The sequence below is a fragment of the Candidatus Thioglobus autotrophicus genome (assembly GCF_001293165.1).
Taxonomy (GTDB): Bacteria; Pseudomonadota; Gammaproteobacteria; order PS1; family Pseudothioglobaceae; genus Thioglobus_A; species Thioglobus_A autotrophicus.
In genome coordinates this window covers 638,344-657,936 of sequence record NZ_CP010552.1, presented here as the reverse complement: position 1 = coordinate 657,936, position 19,593 = coordinate 638,344, and the positions used below count along the sequence as shown (strand labels likewise).

At 41.8% G+C, this 19,593-nt stretch carries 16 protein-coding genes, 2 tRNA genes and 3 rRNA genes; 18 read left to right on the top strand and 3 right to left on the bottom strand.

The window, feature by feature from the left end; all coding sequences use genetic code 11:
* The first annotated feature begins 2 nt into the window (after positions 1 to 2).
* The 14 genes from mnmE (at position 3) to SP60_RS03500 (ending at position 13,353) form a co-directional block, all read left to right on the top strand.
* On the top strand, positions 3 to 1,346 hold the full coding sequence (gene mnmE, locus SP60_RS03565) for a tRNA uridine-5-carboxymethylaminomethyl(34) synthesis GTPase MnmE (RefSeq protein WP_053951315.1): 1,344 nt from the start codon (positions 3 to 5) through the stop codon (positions 1,344 to 1,346).
* A 4-nt stretch (positions 1,347 to 1,350) separates the two neighbouring features.
* On the top strand, positions 1,351 to 2,829 hold the full coding sequence (locus SP60_RS03560; RefSeq protein WP_053951314.1) for a GAF domain-containing sensor histidine kinase: 1,479 nt from the start codon (positions 1,351 to 1,353) through the stop codon (positions 2,827 to 2,829).
* Positions 2,830 to 2,835: 6 nt separating this feature from the next.
* Entirely contained in the window at positions 2,836 to 3,465 is a 630-nt protein-coding gene (locus SP60_RS03555) for a response regulator (protein WP_053951313.1), read from the top strand.
* 8 nt (positions 3,466 to 3,473) lie between these two features.
* Positions 3,474 to 3,941 (top strand): rhodanese-like domain-containing protein, encoded by a 468-nt coding sequence (locus SP60_RS03550; RefSeq protein ID WP_053951312.1) that lies wholly within the window; start codon positions 3,474 to 3,476, stop codon positions 3,939 to 3,941.
* 342 nt (positions 3,942 to 4,283) lie between these two features.
* Positions 4,284 to 5,828 (top strand): 16S ribosomal RNA (locus SP60_RS03545).
* 90 nt (positions 5,829 to 5,918) lie between these two features.
* Positions 5,919 to 5,995 (top strand) — tRNA-Ile (locus SP60_RS03540).
* 26 nt (positions 5,996 to 6,021) lie between these two features.
* Positions 6,022 to 6,097, top strand: a tRNA-Ala gene (locus SP60_RS03535).
* 332 nt (positions 6,098 to 6,429) lie between these two features.
* Positions 6,430 to 9,321: ribosomal RNA gene (locus SP60_RS03530) — 23S ribosomal RNA — on the top strand.
* 194 nt (positions 9,322 to 9,515) lie between these two features.
* Positions 9,516 to 9,631, top strand: a 5S ribosomal RNA gene (gene rrf, locus SP60_RS03525).
* The 16S, 23S and 5S rRNA genes sit together here with 2 tRNA genes alongside, the layout of an rRNA operon.
* A 152-nt stretch (positions 9,632 to 9,783) precedes the next feature.
* Positions 9,784 to 10,473 carry an IS1595 family transposase gene (locus SP60_RS03520; protein WP_053951129.1) on the top strand — a complete coding sequence of 230 codons (690 nt, stop codon included), beginning with the start codon at positions 9,784 to 9,786 and terminating at the stop codon, positions 10,471 to 10,473.
* 29 nt (positions 10,474 to 10,502) lie between these two features.
* The gene (locus SP60_RS03515; RefSeq protein ID WP_053952211.1) at positions 10,503 to 11,792 is read left to right on the top strand and encodes an NCS2 family permease; all 1,290 of its coding nucleotides are present in this window, start codon (positions 10,503 to 10,505) and stop codon (positions 11,790 to 11,792) included.
* A 3-nt stretch (positions 11,793 to 11,795) separates the two neighbouring features.
* Positions 11,796 to 12,359, top strand: a complete 564-nt coding sequence (locus tag SP60_RS03510) for a phosphoribosyltransferase (protein WP_053951311.1) — start codon at positions 11,796 to 11,798, stop codon at positions 12,357 to 12,359.
* Positions 12,360 to 12,365: 6 nt separating this feature from the next.
* Positions 12,366 to 13,040 carry an AzlC family ABC transporter permease gene (locus SP60_RS03505; protein WP_082319635.1) on the top strand — a complete coding sequence of 225 codons (675 nt, stop codon included), beginning with the start codon at positions 12,366 to 12,368 and terminating at the stop codon, positions 13,038 to 13,040.
* The gene (locus SP60_RS03500) at positions 13,033 to 13,353 is read left to right on the top strand and encodes a branched-chain amino acid transporter permease (RefSeq protein ID WP_053951310.1); all 321 of its coding nucleotides are present in this window, start codon (positions 13,033 to 13,035) and stop codon (positions 13,351 to 13,353) included. Before SP60_RS03505 ends, SP60_RS03500 begins: the two co-directional genes overlap by 8 nt.
* Before the next feature lie 140 nt (positions 13,354 to 13,493).
* On the opposite strand, the gene trxC is transcribed toward SP60_RS03500, so the two are convergent.
* From trxC to SP60_RS03485, 3 genes are all read right to left on the bottom strand, one after another.
* Positions 13,494 to 13,916, bottom strand: coding sequence for a thioredoxin TrxC (trxC, locus tag SP60_RS03495; RefSeq protein ID WP_053951309.1), 423 nt, complete (start codon positions 13,914 to 13,916; stop codon positions 13,494 to 13,496).
* 63 nt (positions 13,917 to 13,979) lie between these two features.
* Positions 13,980 to 14,645 carry a hypothetical protein gene (locus SP60_RS03490; RefSeq protein WP_053951308.1) on the bottom strand — a complete coding sequence of 222 codons (666 nt, stop codon included), beginning with the start codon at positions 14,643 to 14,645 and terminating at the stop codon, positions 13,980 to 13,982.
* 78 nt (positions 14,646 to 14,723) lie between these two features.
* Complete coding sequence (locus SP60_RS03485) at positions 14,724 to 15,011, bottom strand: rhodanese-like domain-containing protein (protein WP_053951307.1); 288 nt, start codon at positions 15,009 to 15,011, stop codon at positions 14,724 to 14,726.
* Between the two features lie 83 nt (positions 15,012 to 15,094).
* On the opposite strand from SP60_RS03485, the gene serS reads away from it, so the two are divergent.
* Genes serS through secF form a run of 4 tightly spaced genes read left to right on the top strand, consistent with a single transcriptional unit; the run spans position 15,095 to position 19,525 of the window.
* Complete coding sequence (serS, locus tag SP60_RS03480; protein WP_053951306.1) at positions 15,095 to 16,384, top strand: serine--tRNA ligase; 1,290 nt, start codon at positions 15,095 to 15,097, stop codon at positions 16,382 to 16,384.
* 11 nt (positions 16,385 to 16,395) lie between these two features.
* Positions 16,396 to 16,731, top strand: coding sequence for a preprotein translocase subunit YajC (gene yajC / locus SP60_RS03475; RefSeq protein ID WP_053951305.1), 336 nt, complete (start codon positions 16,396 to 16,398; stop codon positions 16,729 to 16,731).
* A 17-nt stretch (positions 16,732 to 16,748) separates the two neighbouring features.
* Entirely contained in the window at positions 16,749 to 18,602 is a 1,854-nt protein-coding gene (secD, locus tag SP60_RS03470) for a protein translocase subunit SecD (protein ID WP_053951304.1), read from the top strand.
* Positions 18,599 to 19,525, top strand: a complete 927-nt coding sequence (gene secF / locus SP60_RS03465) for a protein translocase subunit SecF (RefSeq protein ID WP_053951303.1) — start codon at positions 18,599 to 18,601, stop codon at positions 19,523 to 19,525. Before secD ends, secF begins: the two co-directional genes overlap by 4 nt.
* Positions 19,526 to 19,593 lie beyond the last annotated feature (68 nt).

Genomic DNA, 19,593 nt, shown 5'->3' with positions numbered 1-19,593 from the left:
GTATGGATAGTAACGAGTCAACCATTTGTGCATTGGCCAGTAGTATTGGCAAGGGCGGTATTGGCGTCGTGCGTGTTTCTGGCCCACTTAGTCAAGCCATTGCTCAAAAAATGTTGGGGTTTGTACCCAAGCCTCGTTATGCACATTACGGGTCATTTTTTGACAACAACCATGTGGAAGTTGATCAAGGTATTGCATTATTTTTCCCAGGGCCAAACTCTTTTACTGGTGAAGATGTGCTTGAATTTCAAGGCCATGGTGGCTTGAGTGTCATGCGTTCTTTAATCGAAGCTAGTATTGCTTTGGGTGCTAAGCCGGCCGAGCCAGGCGAGTTTTCCAAGCGCGCTTTTTTAAATGGAAAAATGGATTTGGTGCAGGCCGAAGCCGTGGCAGATATTATTGATGCTAATTCTGAGCAGGCTTCTCGCTCTGCACTCAGGTCTTTATCGGGGGTGTTTTCAAAGCAAGTAAACGCCCTAACTCAATCCATCATTAATCTACGTATTTTTGTAGAAGCGACGATTGATTTTTCAGACGAAGAGATTGATTTTTTGCAATCTGAGCAAGTGCAAGTAAAAACTCAAGCCATTAAAGCTGAAATTCAACAAATTTTACACGCCGCTACGCAAGGCGCTATTTTGCGTGAAGGTCTCAATGTCGCTATTGCAGGTAAACCCAATGCGGGCAAATCCTCTTTATTGAATGCACTTACTCAACGTTCCAGCGCTATTGTGACAGATATTGCCGGCACCACCAGAGACGTGCTGCGCGAAACCATACATATTAATGGTATGCCACTTAATATTATCGATACTGCAGGATTGCATGAGAGTGAGGATGTGGTGGAGAAAGAAGGCATTAAAAGAGCACGCGATGCGATTGCTCAGGCGGATGTCGTGCTATTAATGTATGACGCGCAAGATCAAAGTCCTGATTTTTCGATATTGCCCGATGCTATCGATGCGAAAAAACTACTGATTATTAAGAATAAAATTGATCTGACGGGCGAAGCGGTTGAAAGACAGGTTGAACAGAATAAAACCCAGCTATCTATTTGTACTAAAGATATACAAGGTATTGATTTGTTAAGGCAAGAATTAGCAGATATGGCCGGTTTTGATAGTGGTGCAGAGGGTGTGGTATTGGCCCGTAAGCGCCATATTATCGCACTTGAAGAATCGTTAAATGCAATTGATAACGCTCTAATCCAACTTGATGGCGGTGCTATAGAGCTGATGGCAGAGGATCTTCGTCATGCTGGTCAAGCCATGGCTAGCATTACCGGCGAGTTCTCCTCAGACGATTTATTGGGTGAAATTTTTTCCTCTTTTTGTATTGGTAAATAAGATCATGAAAATTCAGTATAAATTTTATCTTTATTTTATGGTGACGGCGCTATTGTCACCATTTCTACTGACTGAAATTACGCTGCTTTATGCGACTAAAAATATGATTGACGCACTTTTGGTAGCTTTGATTTTGTTTGTCTATCTTGGTTTATACCTCTCAATTCGTAAAGATTTTCTATTGCCTTTTTCCAATTTACAAGCCTGGGTTTCAGGCTTTAAAGCCAATCAAAGCATGCGCTTGGACGAAGATCACGATACAACGTTTCAACCAGTAGCAACCGCTATTAATCATTTGATTGATGAAAATCAGCATCTTTATGATGACATGGAAAATATCCTTAAGAAGCAAATTCAGCGTCTTAGTCATAAGTCAGCCTCTCTGGAAACACTTTATAGTGTGTCATCAAAGCTTAATCAACTGCATTCGACTGACGAGTTGTTTGAGTATTTTTTAGGCATGTTTGTCAGCATGACCGGCGCCAGCTCTGGTGCCGCCAGAAGTTTGGCAGAAGATGGAGAGTTGTATCTAGTTGCCCAGCATGGAGTGATTGATCCACAAGGCCAGGAGCTGCAAGTATTAAGCAGTGATTGTTTTTGTGGTGAGGTGGCCATGGCTAAAGAAGCAGGTGTGCAGTTTAGTGTACATTCTTGTGCCAAATGTGTGGGTCAGGAGTCTAGAAAGGTGGCCGATGTTGGTACCATTTTTATTCCGTTACGTCATCACGGGAAAACACTGGGTATATTTAATTTATTCTTTGATAGTGAGCCTTCACTTTCTTTTGATGAAAGGGCATTGTTAGAGTCTATTGCTGAAAATATTGCCATTGCGTTAGACAAATCTACTTTAAATGAGCAAACTAAACGCATGGAGCTGTCACAAGAGCGACTGTTCTTATCGCAAGAAATTCATGATTCTTTGGCGCAAACCATTTATAGTCTTAAGCTGCAGGTTAGTGTATTGGGTAATTCCTTAAAGCAGGCGAAACAGTTAGATGCACATCATCAGATTGAAGCTTTACAAACTAATATTACCCAAGCAAATCAAGAGTTAAGAGAGTTGATGTGTAATTTTCGAGTGCCACTAGATCCTAAAGGCATTGAAGTTTCATTAGAGAATCTGGTGAATCGTTTTAAATCAGAAGAAGGTATTGCAACATTCTTGCAAATTAAAGGCAAGATTAAGGTTGATCCTGAAGTAGAGATGCAGATCATGCGTATTACTCAAGAGGCTTTGTCTAATATCCGCAAGCATGCTGGTGCTCGCAATGTGAGAATTTTACTAACCGCCAAACCAAATTGTCAGTTGCTTATCGAGGATGATGGCATTGGTTTTGTAAAAGACCAAGGCGCTAGTGAAATAATGGGGAATAATATTGGTATGAATATTATGAAAGAGCGCGCCCAGAGAATTGGCGCTAAGATCGAGGTTGAGTCCGAGGTTGATGAAGGCACCCGAATTACTGTTAATTTTTCTAAGTAAAAGACTATGAATATATATATTATCGATGACCATGCTCTATTTAGAAATGGTTTGATTGCTTTATTGGAGTCAAAGGATATCTTGGCTAGTGCCGCTTCATCGCCTACGCAAGGTTTAGAAGAGATTGCATCGCTAGAGGTGGATATTATTTTGCTAGATCTACGTATGCCACAAATGTCAGGTATTGAGGTTTTGAAGATCTTAAAAGAGCGCCAGATTTCAGCGCCAGTGGTTATGCTCACAACCAGTACCGAAGAGACGGATTTACGAGATTGTCTTAAATACGGTGCCCAAGGCTATTTACTAAAAGACATGGACCCTGATGAGCTCGTTGAAGCACTGAATGAAATCGCCAAAGGTTCAATTGTTGTGGCACAAGATATGACGCATATTCTGGCCAAAGTCCTACGCAATGAGCTAACTGAGAGCGAAACCTCATTTGAAGTTTTAACCAATCGTGAAAAGGAAGTTGCCTGCCAGGTATCAATTGGCCATAGTAACAAAGTCATCGCTAGAGAATTAGGCATTTCAGATGGTACGGTCAAATTACATGTTAAATCAATTTTAAAGAAGCTTTCTCTATCCTCGCGAGTCGAGGTGGCAGTTATGGTGACTGAAAAGGGTTATTGCAAATAAAGTAGAATATGACGGATCAATACCAGCAGTTAGTTGAAACAGCATTAACAACAGTCGATGAGGTTTTTCCTTGGGACTTAGAAGAGGAAATTGAAAGCACGCCAGAACTTATCTTGTTAGATATTAGAGAAGCAGACGAATTTCAGAAAATGCACATTAAGAATTCATTGCATATTCCTAGAGGCGTACTCGAAGGTGCCTGTGTTTGGAATTATGACGATACTGTGCCAAAGCTGGCTAAAGCACGCGACCAAAATGTCGTGGTTATTTGTCGATCTGGCAATAGAAGTGCCCTAGCAGCGCAAACAATGCAAACAATGGGGTTTGAAAATGTGCGTTCATTAAAAATGGGTATCAAGGGTTGGAACGATAATGACATGGAAATGATTGACGCACAACAAAATATTGTTGATATTGATGAGGCCGATGAATGGCTTAATAGAGCGGTTTCAAAGGATAAACTGTCGCCTCAATAAATTAATTTAAGAAATAAATCAAATAACACTTGACCACAGGGAAATACTTAGTATAATTCTGCGCTTTCACTGCACCAAAACAGTAAAAAGTTTATTGCAAAGAAAGTTGAAAATAAGTGTTGACAAGAAGATTTAACGCTGTATAATTTCCATCTTTCACTGCATAACAATTACATTTTTTTGCAGTAGCTCTTTAAAAAACTATCAAATAACTTGTGTGGGCACTCGTACATTAAATTGTGCAAGTGCACATAAAAAACTAAAGCAATTAAGCTTTTAAAAAAATTGAACGCAAAGCGCATTTATTTATAAATGTTGCCAATGTTCTAAATAGTTAGAATTAAACTGAAGAGTTTGATCCTGGCTCAGATTGAACGCTGGCGGTATGCTTAACACATGCAAGTCGAACGGAAACGATGTTAGCTTGCTAACAGGCGTCGAGTGGCGGACGGGTGAGTAACGCGTAGGAATCTGCCAAGTAGTGGGGGATAGCCCGGAGAAATCCGGATTAATACCGCATAATCTCTACGGAGTAAAGAGGGCCTCTATTTATAAGCTTTCGCTATTTGATGAGCCTGCGTAAGATTAGCTTGTTGGTGAGGTAAAAGCTCACCAAGGCGACGATCTTTAGCTGGTCTGAGAGGATGATCAGCCACACTGGGACTGAGACACGGCCCAGACTCCTACGGGAGGCAGCAGTGGGGAATATTGGACAATGGGCGCAAGCCTGATCCAGCAATACCGCGTGTGTGAAGAAGGCCTGAGGGTTGTAAAGCACTTTCAATTGTGAAGAAAAGCTAAAGATTAATACTCTTTAGCCTTGACGTTAACTTTAGAAGAAGCACCGGCTAACTCCGTGCCAGCAGCCGCGGTAATACGGAGGGTGCAAGCGTTAATCGGAATTACTGGGCGTAAAGCGTGCGTAGGTGGTTTGTTAAGTCAGATGTGAAAGCCCCGGGCTCAACCTGGGAACTGCATTTGAAACTGGCAAACTAGAGTATAGGAGAGGAAAGTGGAATTTCAGGTGTAGCGGTGAAATGCGTAGATATCTGAAGGAACATCAATGGCGAAGGCAGCTTTCTGGACTAATACTGACACTGAGGTACGAAAGCGTGGGTAGCAAACAGGATTAGATACCCTGGTAGTCCACGCCGTAAACGATGACAACTAGCCGTTGGGAGGGTTTACCTCTTAGTGGCGAAGCTAACGCGTTAAGTTGTCCGCCTGGGGAGTACGGCCGCAAGGTTAAAACTCAAAGGAATTGACGGGGACCCGCACAAGCGGTGGAGCATGTGGTTTAATTCGATGCAACGCGAAGAACCTTACCTGGTCTTGACATACACGGAACTTTCCAGAGATGGATTGGTGCCTTCGGGAACCGTGATACAGGTGCTGCATGGCTGTCGTCAGCTCGTGTCGTGAGATGTTGGGTTAAGTCCCGTAACGAGCGCAACCCCTATCCTTATTTGCCAGCACATCATGGTGGGAACTATAAGGAGACTGCCGGTGATAAACCGGAGGAAGGCGGGGACGACGTCAAGTCATCATGGCCCTTACGACCAGGGCTACACACGTGCTACAATGGGAAGGACAAAGGGTTGCTAAGCCGCGAGGTGGTGCTAATCTCATAAACCTTTTCGTAGTCCGGATCGGAGTCTGCAACTCGACTCCGTGAAGTCGGAATCGCTAGTAATCGTGGATCAGAATGCCACGGTGAATACGTTCCCGGGTCTTGTACACACCGCCCGTCATACCATGGGAGTGGGTTGCACCAGAAGTAGCTAGTCTAACTGTTTACAGGGGACGGTTACCACGGTGTGATTCATGACTGGGGTAAAGTCGTAACAAGGTAACCCTAGCGGAAGCTGGGGTTGGATCACCTCCTTAAGAAAAGTATGAGTGTCCACAACAAGTTATTTGATAAAATTTAAAGAAGATAGACTAAGTGTTCCCTAGAAACGTATTTACGTTTTTTCAGGGTCTGTAGCTCAGTTGGTTAGAGCGCACCCCTGATAAGGGTGAGGTCGGTGGTTCAAATCCACCCAGACCCACCATTTTATGATATTATCATAACTTATTTGGGGCCATAGCTCAGCTGGGAGAGCGCTTGCCTTGCACGCAAGAGGTCGGGAGTTCGATCCTCCCTGGCTCCACCACTTAATCTAAAGTTTAAAAACTTAAACAAGTTAACGTTACTGTTACTTTGTTTAAGTTTTTATACCAAGCCCTCGGGTTTGGAGCTCTTTAACAATTTAATACATGAAGTAAAGTTTGTAAATATACAATATAACAACGCGATAACTGTTGTGATGACAGTTATCATTGGTGTATTGCATTGACACAACAATTTCAAAAAAAATGGATTCTCATTGAGAGATTAATTTCTCTCTTTGATAAATAAATATAGAATTCACCGATTGTGATTTATCACAATTTGTGACTTCTTGGTGAATAAGAACCATGTAACTCAGATACTTTGGGGTTATATGGTCAAGTGAATAAGTGCATACGACGGATGCCTTGGCATTAGAAGGCGATGAAGGACGTGATAATCTGCGATAAGCTTCGGTTAGCTGATAAATAAGCTTTAACCCGGAGATCTCCGAATGGGAAAACCCAGTGGTCATCAGACCATTATCTTTGACTGAATACATAGGTCACTGAAGCTAACCTAGGGAACTGAAACATCTAAGTACCTAGAGGAAAAGAAATCAACCGAGATTCCCTTAGTAGCGGCGAGCGAACGGGGAACAGCCCTTAAGCATTTTTTAAATTACTAGAATGTTCTGGAAAGTTCAACGATACAGGGTGATAGTCCCGTATAGGAAAATTTAATTAATGTGAAATCGAGTAAGGCGGCGCACGTGAAACGCTGTTTGAATATGGGGGGACCACCCTCCAAGGCTAAATACTCTCTAATGACCGATAGTGAACAAGTACCGTGAGGGAAAGGCGAAAAGAACCCCGGGAGGGGAGTGAAATAGAACCTGAAATCGTATGCATACAAGCAGTAGGAGCGGATTTATTCCGTGACTGCGTACCTTTTGTATAATGGGTCAGCGACTTACTTCTCAGTTGCAAGGTTAACCAATAGGGGAGCCGTAGGGAAACCGAGTCTTAAATGGGCGATTAGTAGCTGGGAGTAGACCCGAAACCGGGTGATCTATCCATGGCCAGGGTGAAGGTTAGGTAAAACTAACTGGAGGCCCGAACCCACTTATGTTGAAAAATGAGGGGATGAGCTGTGGATAGGGGTGAAAGGCCAAACAAACCCGGAGATAGCTGGTTCTCTCCGAAATCTATTTAGGTAGAGCCTCATGTATTACTTCAGGGGGTAGAGCACTGTTATGGCTAGCGGGTCGTCAAGACTTAGTAAACCATTGCAAACTCCGAATACCTGAAAGTATGAGCATGGGAGACACACTGCGGGTGCTAACGTCCGTAGTGGAAAGGGAAACAACCCAGACCATCAGCTAAGGTCCCAAAATTGTAGTTAAGTGGGAAACGATGTGAAAAGGCCCAGACAGCCAGGAGGTTGGCTTAGAAGCAGCCATTCCTTTAAAGAGTGCGTAATAGCTCACTGGTCGAGTCGGTTTGCGCGGAAGATTTAACGGGGCTAAAACTACATACCGAAGCTATGGATCGCAATTTATTGCGATGGTAGGAGAGCGTTCTGTAAGCCGTTGAAGGTGTCCTGTGAGGGATGCTGGAGGTATCAGAAGTGCGAATGCTGACATGAGTAACGATAAAGGGGGTGAAAAACCCCCTCGCCAGAAGTCCAAGGTTTCCTACGCAACGTTAATCGGCGTAGGGTTAGTCGGCCCCTAAGGCGAGGCAGAAATGCGTAGTCGATGGGAAACAGGTTAATATTCCTGTACTTCATATAACTGCGATGGGAAGACGGAGAAGGTTAGCTCAGCTTGGCGATGGTTGTCCAAGTTCAAGCGTGTAGAAATGGTTCTTAGGAAAATCCGGGAACCTCTATTTCAAGGCGTGATAACGAGCCCTCTTTTGGGCGAAGTGAGTGATACCATGCTTCCAGGAAAATCCTCTAAGCTATAGGTTATATGAAACCGTACCCCAAACCGACACAGGTGGACGAGATGAGAATTCTAAGGCGCTTGAGAGAACTCGGGTGAAGGAACTAGGCAAAATGACACCGTAACTTCGGGAGAAGGTGTGCTCTTTGTAGGTGAAATCACTAGCTGATGAAGCTGAAAAGAGTTGAAGATACCAGGTGGCTCCGACTGTTTATTAAAAACACAGCACTCTGCAAACACGTAAGTGGACGTATAGGGTGTGACGCCTGCCCGGTGCTTGAAGGTTAATTGATGAGGTTAGGATTCGTCCGAAGCTTTTGATCGAAGCCCAAGTAAACGGCGGCCGTAACTATAACGGTCCTAAGGTAGCGAAATTCCTTGTCGGGTAAGTTCCGACCTGCACGAATGGCGTAACGAGGGCCACACTGTCTCCACCCGAGACTCAGTGAAATTGAAATTGCTGTTAAGATGCAGTATACCCGCGGCCAGACGGAAAGACCCCGTGCACCTTTACTACAGCTTTGCATTGAACTCTGATCCTACTTGTGTAGGATAGGTGGGAGACTTTGAAACTTTAACGCTAGTTAGAGTGGAGTCATCCTTGAAATACCACCCTGGTATGGTTGGGGTTCTAACCTTGGTCCATTATCTGGATCGGGAACAATGCATGGTGGGTAGTTTGACTGGGGCGGTCTCCTCCCAAAGAGTAACGGAGGAGCGCAAAGGTACCCTCAGCACGGTCGGACATCGTGCAATGAGCGCAAAGGTAAAAGGGTGCTTGACTGCGAGACTGACACGTCGAGCAGGTAGGAAACTAGGTCTTAGTGATCCGGTGGTTCTGAGTGGAAGGACCATCGCTCAACGGATAAAAGGTACGCCGGGGATAACAGGCTGATACCGCCCAAGAGTTCACATCGACGGCGGTGTTTGGCACCTCGATGTCGGCTCATCACATCCTGGGGCTGAAGCAGGTCCCAAGGGTATGGCTGTTCGCCATTTAAAGTGGTACGCGAGCTGGGTTTAGAACGTCGTGAGACAGTTCGGTCCCTATCTACCGTGGGCGTTGGAGACTTGAGGGAAGCTGTTCTTAGTACGAGAGGACCGGAATGGACAAACCTCTGGTGTTTCGGTTGTGACGCCAGTCGCATTGCCGAGTAGCTATGTTTGGAAAGGATAACCGCTGAAAGCATCTAAGCGGGAAGCCCCTCCCAAGATAAGGTCTCCCTGAGAGTTTAACTCTCCTAAAGATCCCTCGAAGACTACGAGGTTGATAGGTACGGTGTGGAAGAGTAGTGATACTTGAAGCTAACGTATACTAATTGATCGTGAGGCTTGACCATATAACACCCAAATTATTTGAGCAGTTACTGTTCAATCCATAATTTTTGTGTTGATGTGTCATGCAATACACTGAGTAAGTGTTCAAACTTTATAAATGTATTAATTGTTATATCTCAGATTGATTTTTTAATCAAGATATAAAAACTTTTAAATTCGCAAATACTGTATTTATTACAGTGTTGCAACCAGTTTGCTTAGTGACAATAGCAAGTGTGACCCACCTGATCCCATTCCGAACTCAGAAGTGAAACCACTTAGCGCCGATGGTAGTGTGGGGTCTCCCCATGTGAGAGTAGGACATTGCTAGGCTTTAATTCTAAAAAACCCCAGAATCGTTATGATTCTGGGGTTTTTTTTTACTTTTTTTACACCTTATCCTTGATTTAGGATATAACTATCCAGAATTTAAATAAAGGGTCATGACAACTTAAGCATGTTTAAAAACCTGTTAAAGTACCGTCATGAAAGTAAAAAACAAGTATGTGATTCGTTCACGTATTTCAGAGGCCAAATTTAGGCAAATAATTTTGTTGTTTTCTGAGGATTCGAGTGCAACTCAAATCTCTCATTTAACAAGTTTAAGCAGGCAAACAATTAACAAATATTTAACTGCTATTAGACTTAGAATTTTAGAGTTATCTTTGCTTCAATCTGATCCTTTAGTGGGTCAGATTGAAGTTGACGAAAGTTATTTTGGCGCACGGCGCGTCCGCGGAAAACGCGGCCGTGGTGCCAGGGGTAAAACAATAGTATTTGGTTTGTTGAAACGTGGCGATCAAGTGTACACTGAAATAGTTCCAGACTGTAGTAGCGCCACCCTGCAAAGGATTATCAAGGGTAAGACTAGTATTGATAGCGTTATTCATTCAGATGGATGGCGCGGGTATAATGGGCTTGTAGATTTTGATTATAAGAAGCACTTTAGAGTGCATCATAGTAAGAATGAATTTGCCAGAGGTAATTCACATATTAATGGAATTGAATCATTCTGGGGTTATGCTAAAAATAGATTGGTAAAGTTTAAAGGAATGGATAAAAGTATGTTTAATTTACACTTAAAAGAATGCGAATTTAGATTTAATAATCGCAAGCAAAATATTTATAAAGTTTTGCTTGGAATGTTTAGAAAAGAGTCGCTTAAGTTGTCATGACCCTAAATAAATATTGGGAAAACAAAACCATGCTCAACAAATACTTTGATATTGTCAATCGTGGCAGTACGATTAAAACCGAAATTATTGCCGGCATTACAACTTTTTTAACCATGTCTTATATTATTGTCTTAAATCCAGACGTGTTAAGCATGGCGGGAATGGATAAAGGCGCTGTGTTTACAGCGACTATTATTGCCGCTATTGTAGGTTCGTTAATTATGGGCTTGTATGCAAACTATCCAGTTGTTCTAGCACCTGGTGTTGGACTAAGTGCCTTTTTTACCTTTGGTGTTGTTATGGGAATGGGCTACACTTGGGAAATTGCTTTAGGCGCCGTACTGTTTTCTGGAATCATCTTCTTTTTGATTAGTATCTTTAAGCTAAGACAGTGGGTTGTTGAAAGTATCCCAATGACATTGCGCTATGCGATCGCTGCTGGTATTGGATTTTTCTTAGCACTCATTGCTTTGAAAAATTCAGGACTGGTGGTTGATCATCCAGCCACTTTTGTGACACTAGGTGATGTCACTAGACCGGAATCATTGTTAACGTTATTTGGCTTATTAATGATTGCTATCTTGGCTTATAGAAAAGTCATTGGCGCGGTAATGATTACTATTATCGCCATTACTATTGTGGCTTTAATGATGGGTATGGTTGAGTTTTCTGGGTTTGTTTCTATGCCACCATCACTTGAGCCAACTTATATGAAGCTTGATGTTGCCGGCGCCTTTGACATAGCAATGATTGGTGTTATTTTTGCCTTTCTTTTTGTTGATCTTTTTGATACATCAGGCACCTTAATTGCAGTTGCGCATCAAGGCAATATGCTTGATAAAGATGGAAAGCTGCCGAACATGAAAAAAGCCATGACTGCCGATAGTGTTGCAACTATTGTTGGTGCAGGTTTAGGCACTTCAACCACCACCAGCTTTATTGAATCTGGTTCAGGCATTAGTGCTGGCGGACGTACCGGCCTCACGGCTGTTGTGGCAGCGGGCTTATTCTTTGTTGCTTTATTTTTTGCACCACTGGTTTCTATCGTGCCTTCGTATGCAACAGCACCTGCACTATTATTTGTGGCGGTATTAATGTCTGCTGGTCTAGCTAAAATTGACTGGGCTGATTTAACAGAAGCCGTTCCAGTGCTAGTAACCGTACTAATAATGCCGTTTACTTTTTCAATTGTTCAGGGTATTGCTTTTGGTTTTATTAGTTATGTGGTGATGAAACTATTCACAGGAAAAGCGGACGCTTTAAGTTCTGGCATGTATGTGGTGAGTGCCTTATTTATTGCTAAGTTTATATTTTTATAAAAAATGTCTATTGAGAAAACCTACATCTCCGCTGATGAATTGCTGCTAGATTCATTTAGATTGGGCGTTGCGATTCATAATAGCGGCTTTCGCCCAGATTTTATTGTTGGTGTTTGGCGAGGCGGAACGCCTGTGGGAATTGCCATTCAAGAAATATTAGCTTATCTTGGCAATGATACGGATCATATCGCTATTCGCACTTCCTCTTATGAGGGTATTAATAATCAAAAAGACCAAGTTCAAGTGCATGGTTTGGATTATTTAATTCGTCATATTAATGCTGAAGATAAACTGCTGTTGGTTGATGATGTGTTTGACTCTGGGCGAAGTATTCAAGCCATTATTGAGACGCTACGTGAAAAATCTCGAAAAAATACCCCTGATGATATTCGCATTGCAGTGCCGTGGTATAAGCCAGATAATAACAAAACAGAGATAACGCCTGAATACTTCATGTATCAAACTAATGATTGGCTTATTTTTCCACACGAGATGGACGGTTTGAGCAAGGAAGAGATTTTTGCTAACAAGCCCGGGTTAAAAGCTATCTTAGCGACGCTTAATTAATATACTGTGAACCAACAAATTTTTAAAAGTAGCCTGCCAGTTTTGTTTGGCTATATGCCACTAGGCGTGGCTTTTGGTATTTTATTTAACGACCTGGGCTACGCCTGGTATTTTGCCACACTGATGGCGGTTTTTGTTTACGCAGGTGCCGCACAGTTTATGGTGATTGGCTTATTGGCAGCTGGTGCCGGTTTGTTTGAAATTTTTATTGCTACTTTTTTGTTAAATTCTAGGCATATTTTTTATGGTCTGTCGATGCTTAAAAAGTTTGGAGACTGGAATCTTAAGAAAATCTACCTAGCTTTTGGATTGACCGACGAAACTTACTCGCTAGTCACAACTATAGAGTCGCCACATGGTATACAGCCTATCGATTATTATTTTAGCATTACCGCATTAAACCATAGTTATTGGGTTATTGGCTGTACACTTGGCGCTTGGATTGGCGCCAGTATTCAAATTAACACCCAAGGCATGGATTTTGCGCTTACCGCTTTATTTGTTGTTTTACTGATAGAACAATGGAAAAAAATAAAAGAGCCTTTGCCATTTATTGTTGCGATTTTTTCTTCACTTTTAGCGATTTATTTTTTTTCAGAGCAAATGCTGCTACTCTCAATTGTTTTATCTATTGCGTTATTAATAACAATCAAGCTAAGCCAAAAAGACACTTATGAATGACATAAGCTACATACTATTGGTGATTGTGGTTATGGCGCTAGCAACTTTCGCCACACGCTTACTGCCTTTCATTTTCTTTCATCAGCGACACAATCATCCACTGATGGATATGATTGCCAAATACACCCCGCCGATGGTCATGAGCATCTTGGTGATTTATGTTTTAAAAGGGGTTGATTTTCAGGCTTATACAGGTCTTAGTACTATTGTTGCGGTTTTCATGACTGCGGCTATTCACCTGTGGAAAGGTAATCCTCTGGTGAGTATATTTACAGGCACTTTTTTCTATATGTTTTTGGTGCAAACTGTATAAAAATTTTGGGAATAATGCAAATTAGCTTTAAAAATCCATTAAATTATCCAAAAATGCCCATTTTTTAACGATATTTGTCTAAAAAACAGGTGTTTATTCCCACTTTTGTATAAATTTCGTAAATTTTCAGAATAGCCAGTTTAGCTATGTTGATTGATCCAATTAGTGAGATCTGGTGCACTTAGTGCGCCCGAAACACGATCAATTTCTTGGCCATTTTTAAACAGAACCAAAGTAGGGATTGAGCGAATTGAATATTTGGCGGCAATCGCCTGTTCAGCTTCGGTTTCAATTTTGATAAAGCGTGCTTTTGGCTCTAGCTGATTGGCAGCCTGTTTAAAAGTTGGGGCGAACTGTTGGCATGGGCCACACCAAGTTGCCCAAAAGTCAACAACCAGAAGCTCGTCTGTTTTTTCAATAGCACGGGTGAGTTGTGTGCCTGTCATTGAAATTGGCTCGCCTGTATATAGTGGATTTTTACATTTGCCACAATTTGGATTGTTGTTAAGTTTGTCAAGCGGTATGTTGTTGAGTCCGCCACAATGTGTACACATGGTAATCATTCGCACTTCCTAATTTTTATGAACTATGGTTAATATCTAGGGGCGACTAGGTGAGATTGCAAGCTAAACGATATGATCGCTGGAAGATTTGTTGTTATAGGCGATATCTTGACGAGTAGATTCACGTTTAGAGCGCGGGACTTTGTTCTTTTTTTGCGCCACTTTCTCTTCTTTTGAGATAATCTGTTTGACGGCCACCAAATCATTGACGCTTTTTTGGATAGCTTTAAAAGCTTTGGGCGCTTGAATTTCAACCATTTGCTGAATAATCCATTTGTCATCTGCTGCTGTCATAGCCTGTTGGATTTTTTCGCCAAAATAGCGCATGAACAAATAATTAGGTTCGCCATCTTGAAAGCCGTAATCGCTATAATCTTGAGAGCGTGAGTTGTAGGTTTGGATAAACTCCTGCCAATGGTCGCCCGGGCCAATACGCTCGCCTTTATTTTCATGATAATAATCAGCAGATTGTTTGGCGAGTGCAATGATTAACTCTTGGCGTTTTTTCGCATCAAGGATGTCAAAGGTTAATCTATCGACACATTGGATTAAATAGCACAAATATTCTTGAATGACATTAAACACTTGTTCTTTTTCAATTACATAGGCCTCATTGATTAAATCAGTCAGTTGATTTTTAGTGATGCGCCAAGCATTAAATGCGAGTGCACCAGCGATATCGTCAATGGTTTTTACTTGGGTTTTGTGCCAGGTGCTTTTAACTCTCATTTAGCATTATTACTGATTCTGAATAAGAGAATTTTAACAAGCAATGTCGAGGTAATTGCTTGTAATTACAAAGGGAAATTATTCGCAGTTGTAGTTTTTAAAAGAGCCGAGGTCGTGGACTTCTGCAAAACCCATTTGCGTCAGATAGTTTTTAGCTGTGGCTGAGCGCGCACCACTTAAACAATATAAGATAATTGTCTTGTCTTTGTCGATGACATTCTTAGCATTCATGATGCCTTGAAGTGGCAGGCTGATTGCGTTAGGCAGGGCGCCACGAGAAAATTCTGCGGTGGTGCGAACGTCTACAAGTTGTGCGCCGTTGGCCAATAGTTTGCATGCATCAGCAGCTGAAAAAGAGTTAAACATAGTATAATTTCCGTAATAAATTTTATTTGAAATCTTAGGTCTAAAAGAATTTCAAACCAATATAAGGAAATCATTATATAACAATGCTAAGTAGAAAGCAACTAAGAAATGATGTGGAAGCAGTCGCACAGGCACTTAGTAGACGTAATTTTTCTTTTGATATCAAGGTGTTAACTGAATTAGAAAATAGTCGCAAAAAAAATCAGGTTAAAACCCAAGAGCTGCAAAGCTTGCGTAATACGCAGTCTAAATCTATTGGTAAAGCTAAGGCCGCTGGTGAGGATATTAAGCCCCTGCTAGCTGCGGTTTCAGACCTAGGCGATGAGCTGGACGCTGCTAAATCTGAGCTGCAAGAAATTCAAGCCCAGATTGATGAAATTGCCTTATCAATGCCAAACATTCCTCATCAGTCAGTACCTGCTGGCAACTCTGAGGACGATAATGTTGAAGTGGCGAAATGGGGTGAGCCGGGCGTGTATGATTTTGCCGTTAAAGATCATGTTGATCTGGGCGAGATGCACGGACTTGATTTTGAGACAGCGGCAAAAATTTCAGGCTCGCGTTTTTCAGTTATGACTGGCAAAATGGCTCGCCTTCATCGTGCACTCACGCAATTTATGCTGGATCAGCACAGCGAAGTGAATGGCTATGTTGAGGCTTATGTGCCGTATTTGGTGAATGCCGAATCTTTAACGGGTACGGGCCAACTACCAAAGTTTGAGGCGGATTTATTCAAAACCCATTTGCACGGTGAAGAGGGCGAGGCTAAAACATTGTATTTAATTCCTACGGGTGAAGTACCAATTACCAATATGATGCGTGACAGAATAGTGAATGAAAAAGATTTACCCTTGAAATTTGTTGGTCATACGCCTAGCTTTAGATCTGAAGCAGGTGCTTATGGGCGTGATACGCGTGGTTTAATCCGGCAACATCAGTTTGAGAAAGTGGAGTTGGTGCAGGTGGTCAAAGCTCAAGATTCTTACCAGACTTTGGAAGTTTTGACCTCTCATGCTGAGGGTATTTTGCAGGCTCTAGAGTTGCCTTATCGAAAGGTAAATTTATGCACAGGTGATTTGGGTTTTTCAGCGGCCAAAACTTATGATTTAGAAGTGTGGCTGCCTGGTCAAAGTGCTTATAGAGAAATTTCTTCTTGTTCTTGTTTTGAAGATTTTCAGGCGCGTCGCTTACAACTCAGATATAAAAATAAAGAAACCAATAAATCAGAGTTATTACACACCCTAAATGGCTCAGGCCTTGCGGTGGGTCGAACACTGGTAGCTGTGTTAGAAAACCATCAGCAAGCTGATGGCAGTATTAAAGTTCCAACCGTGTTGCAAAGCTACATGGGTGGTTTAGAGATTATTAATTAATAGGAGAAAAAATGAATTTATTAGACTTGATTATTACCCCTGCCTTTGCAGAAGAAGCGACTACTGGTTTAGGCGATCCAATGGGTGGCCTACCATTTTTGATTATCATGTTTGTGCTGATGTATTTTTTACTCATCAGACCTCAACAAAAGCGTGCAAAAGAGCACAAAACTTTATTGGGCGCTTTAAAAGCGGGCGATGAAGTGGTCACTAATGGCGGTGTGGTCGGAAAAGTTATGTCGGTTGATGAATCTTTTGCAACTTTGGAAATTGCTCAAAATGTCGTGGTTAAAGTGCAAAAGCAAGGCATTAATCAAAAGTTACCTAAGGGTAGTGCCAAAATTTAATTAATCAAAGGCTTTTCATGAATCAATTTTCTGCACTTAAGAATACGTTAATCGCATTCTTTTTATTGTTGTCAGCGTTATACGCCCTGCCGAATGTTTTTGGATCAGACTTAGCGGTGCAAATCTCTGCTGCGGGTGACGCGGCTGTTGTTGAATCTGACTTAGACAAAGTTAAAACGATACTTGATAGCCAAAAAGTGAATTATAAATCACTTGAGTTGGTTGGGCGTCGAGTGTTGGCAAGGTTTGAGGATAGCAAATCCCAGCTCAGCGCTAAAGAGATTCTAAAGCAGGATTTGGGGCGTAACTACGTAACGGCTCTTAATTTGGCACCATCTGTTCCATCATGGCTATCAGGCCTTGGCGGCAAGGCAATGTCGCTTGGCTTGGATCTTCGTGGTGGCGTGCATTTTCTTCTAGAAGTTGATATGCAAGCAGTGGCAAATACGTCGCTTGATAAATCTTACAATGAATTGCGTACATTATTGCGACAAGATCGACTCTATAAAAGTATCAAGAAAGAAGGCAGCGCGCTATTGGTGCATTTTAAAACGCCAACAACAAAAGCAGCGGGACTAGATTTAATCAAATCTGAATTAGATGATTTGCTGGTTTTGGATATTGCTCATGAAGATGACTTATATGTAAGTATTGGTATTAGTGATAGTGCTTTGGCTGAGGCCAAGAGTCATGCGCTGAAGCAAAATATTACCACATTAAGAAATCGAGTGAACGAGCTGGGTGTGGCGGAGCCTATTATTCAGCAACAAGGCCTAGAGCGTATTGTTGTTCAGCTTCCAGGTGTGCAAGATACAGCGCGTGCAAAAGAGATTTTGGGTGCGGTAGCCACATTAGAGTTTCGTCTAGTTGATGAAAAAAATGATCCACAAACCGCCATTCAATCTGGCCGAGCACCAATTGGCTCTAAGCTTTATTATTTTAGAGACGGACGCCCGCTACTGTTAAAAACACGTGTTATTGCAACAGGTGAGAATATTACAGGCGCTGCTTCTGGTGTGGATTCAGAGAATGCCACGCCTATGGTTAATATCACACTAGATAGTGCAGGTGGTCGAGCCATGCTAGATACAACCAAAAGATATTTACATCATCGCATGGCGGTAGTCTTTATTGAAAACAAAGTTGAGACGGTGTTGAAGAATGGCAAGTTGGTTAAAAATCGTTCGAAAACACAGGATATTATTAATGCCGCTACTATTCAAGGCACCTTTTCATCACGTTTTCAAATTACCGGTATTGATAGCGCACGTGAGGCCAGAAACTTGGCACTTTTATTAAGAGCGGGCTCACTTTCAGCGCCAATTGAAATTATTGAAGAGCGCACTATTGGCCCAAGTCTGGGTGCAGATAATATTGCCAAAGGTGTGATGAGTGTGATTGTTGGTTTTATTTTGGTATTGATCTTTATGGCAATGCGTTACCGTGTTTTTGGCTTGGTAGCAAACATTGCCTTGACGCTTAATTTGGTCATGATTGTGGCTTTCTTGTCATTATTGCAAGCAACGCTAACCTTGCCAGGTATTGCTGGCATTGTGCTAACTGTGGGTATGGCAGTTGATGCGAATGTGCTTATTTTTGAGCGTATTAAAGAAGAGCTGGGCTCAAATGGTAATATTCAAAAAGCCATTGCTGCTGGTTATGATAAGGCGGTGTTAACGATTGCAGATGCTAATATTACCACGCTAATTGCCGCCTTAGTGCTGTTTAGTTTCGGTACAGGCCCAATTAAGGGTTTCGCTATTACTTTGTCTATTGGTATTGTGACTTCTATGTTTACGGCCATTATTGTCTCACGCGCCATCATCAACAAGATTTATGGCGGTAAAAAATTAGAGGAGATATCAATATGAGCCTAAAAGCTTTAAATGTTCCAAGCATTGATTTTGTTGGCAAGCGTACCTATGCTATTATTTTTTCAGCGATGCTGGTTGTGCTTAGTATTTTTACATTAACCACCAATGGCCTAAAACTAGGTATCGACTTTACGGGTGGAACTTTAATCGAGGTTGGCTACAAACAAGGTGTAGATCTATCTGAAGTTAGAGCGACAATGGCTGAGGCTGGCTTTAATAGGGCTAATGTTCAGTACTTTGGTTCTACCAATGAAATATTAATACGTCTTGAGCCGCAGTCAATTTCAAGTGCTAAGCTAAGTACTAAGATCATTCAATTACTAGGTAGTGATGTAGATATTCGACGTGTTGAATTTGTTGGCCCTAAGGTTGGAGAGGAGTTGACCAATGATGGCGGCTTGGCAATGCTATATGCATTGATAGGTATCTTAATTTATGTCGCATTTCGCTTTGAATATCGTTTTGCACTGGGCTCTATTTCTGCCCTTATTCATGATGTTATTATCACGCTGGGCTTCTTTTCGCTATTTCAATTTGAATTTGATTTAACGGTTTTGGCGGCAATTTTGGCGGTGATCGGCTACTCTCTTAATGATACGATTGTGGTGTTTGACCGAATTCGCGAAAACTTTCTTTCGACTCGCCATGTAGATCCAGCAACTATTATTAATGGTGCGCTTAATCAAACTTTATCTAGAACAATTATGACGTCATTAACGACTTTGTTAGTGCTAGTAGCCTTGTTCTTTTTGGGTGGTGAGATTATTCATAGCTTTGCAATGGCGCTATTAATTGGCGTACTTATTGGTACTTATTCTTCGATCTACGTTGCTAGCTCAATGATTCTTGCTATGGGTATTACAAAAGAGGATATGCTTCCTTCTGAGAAGGAAAAACAAGAGGTTGACACTAGGCCTTAGTTTGTTAACTGGTATTCCATCTATTAAAAAGGCCGCAAATTAAGCGGCCTTTTTTATCTATTTAGTTA

Bases quoted from the DNA above. Each gene is read 5' to 3' on its own strand.
- mnmE (WP_053951315.1), top strand. From the start codon at position 3: ATGGATAGTAACGAGTCAACCATTTGTGCATTGGCCAGTAGTATTGGC.
- SP60_RS03560 (WP_053951314.1), top strand. From the start codon at position 1,351: ATGAAAATTCAGTATAAATTTTATCTTTATTTTATGGTGACGGCGCTA.
- SP60_RS03555 (WP_053951313.1), top strand. From the start codon at position 2,836: ATGAATATATATATTATCGATGACCATGCTCTATTTAGAAATGGTTTG.
- SP60_RS03550 (WP_053951312.1), top strand. From the start codon at position 3,474: ATGACGGATCAATACCAGCAGTTAGTTGAAACAGCATTAACAACAGTC.
- SP60_RS03520 (WP_053951129.1), top strand. From the start codon at position 9,784: ATGAAAGTAAAAAACAAGTATGTGATTCGTTCACGTATTTCAGAGGCC.
- SP60_RS03515 (WP_053952211.1), top strand. From the start codon at position 10,503: ATGCTCAACAAATACTTTGATATTGTCAATCGTGGCAGTACGATTAAA.
- SP60_RS03510 (WP_053951311.1), top strand. From the start codon at position 11,796: ATGTCTATTGAGAAAACCTACATCTCCGCTGATGAATTGCTGCTAGAT.
- SP60_RS03500 (WP_053951310.1), top strand. From the start codon at position 13,033: ATGAATGACATAAGCTACATACTATTGGTGATTGTGGTTATGGCGCTA.
- trxC (WP_053951309.1), bottom strand. From the start codon at position 13,916: ATGATTACCATGTGTACACATTGTGGCGGACTCAACAACATACCGCTT.
- SP60_RS03490 (WP_053951308.1), bottom strand. From the start codon at position 14,645: ATGAGAGTTAAAAGCACCTGGCACAAAACCCAAGTAAAAACCATTGAC.
- SP60_RS03485 (WP_053951307.1), bottom strand. From the start codon at position 15,011: ATGTTTAACTCTTTTTCAGCTGCTGATGCATGCAAACTATTGGCCAAC.
- serS (WP_053951306.1), top strand. From the start codon at position 15,095: ATGCTAAGTAGAAAGCAACTAAGAAATGATGTGGAAGCAGTCGCACAG.
- yajC (WP_053951305.1), top strand. From the start codon at position 16,396: ATGAATTTATTAGACTTGATTATTACCCCTGCCTTTGCAGAAGAAGCG.
- secD (WP_053951304.1), top strand. From the start codon at position 16,749: ATGAATCAATTTTCTGCACTTAAGAATACGTTAATCGCATTCTTTTTA.
- secF (WP_053951303.1), top strand. From the start codon at position 18,599: ATGAGCCTAAAAGCTTTAAATGTTCCAAGCATTGATTTTGTTGGCAAG.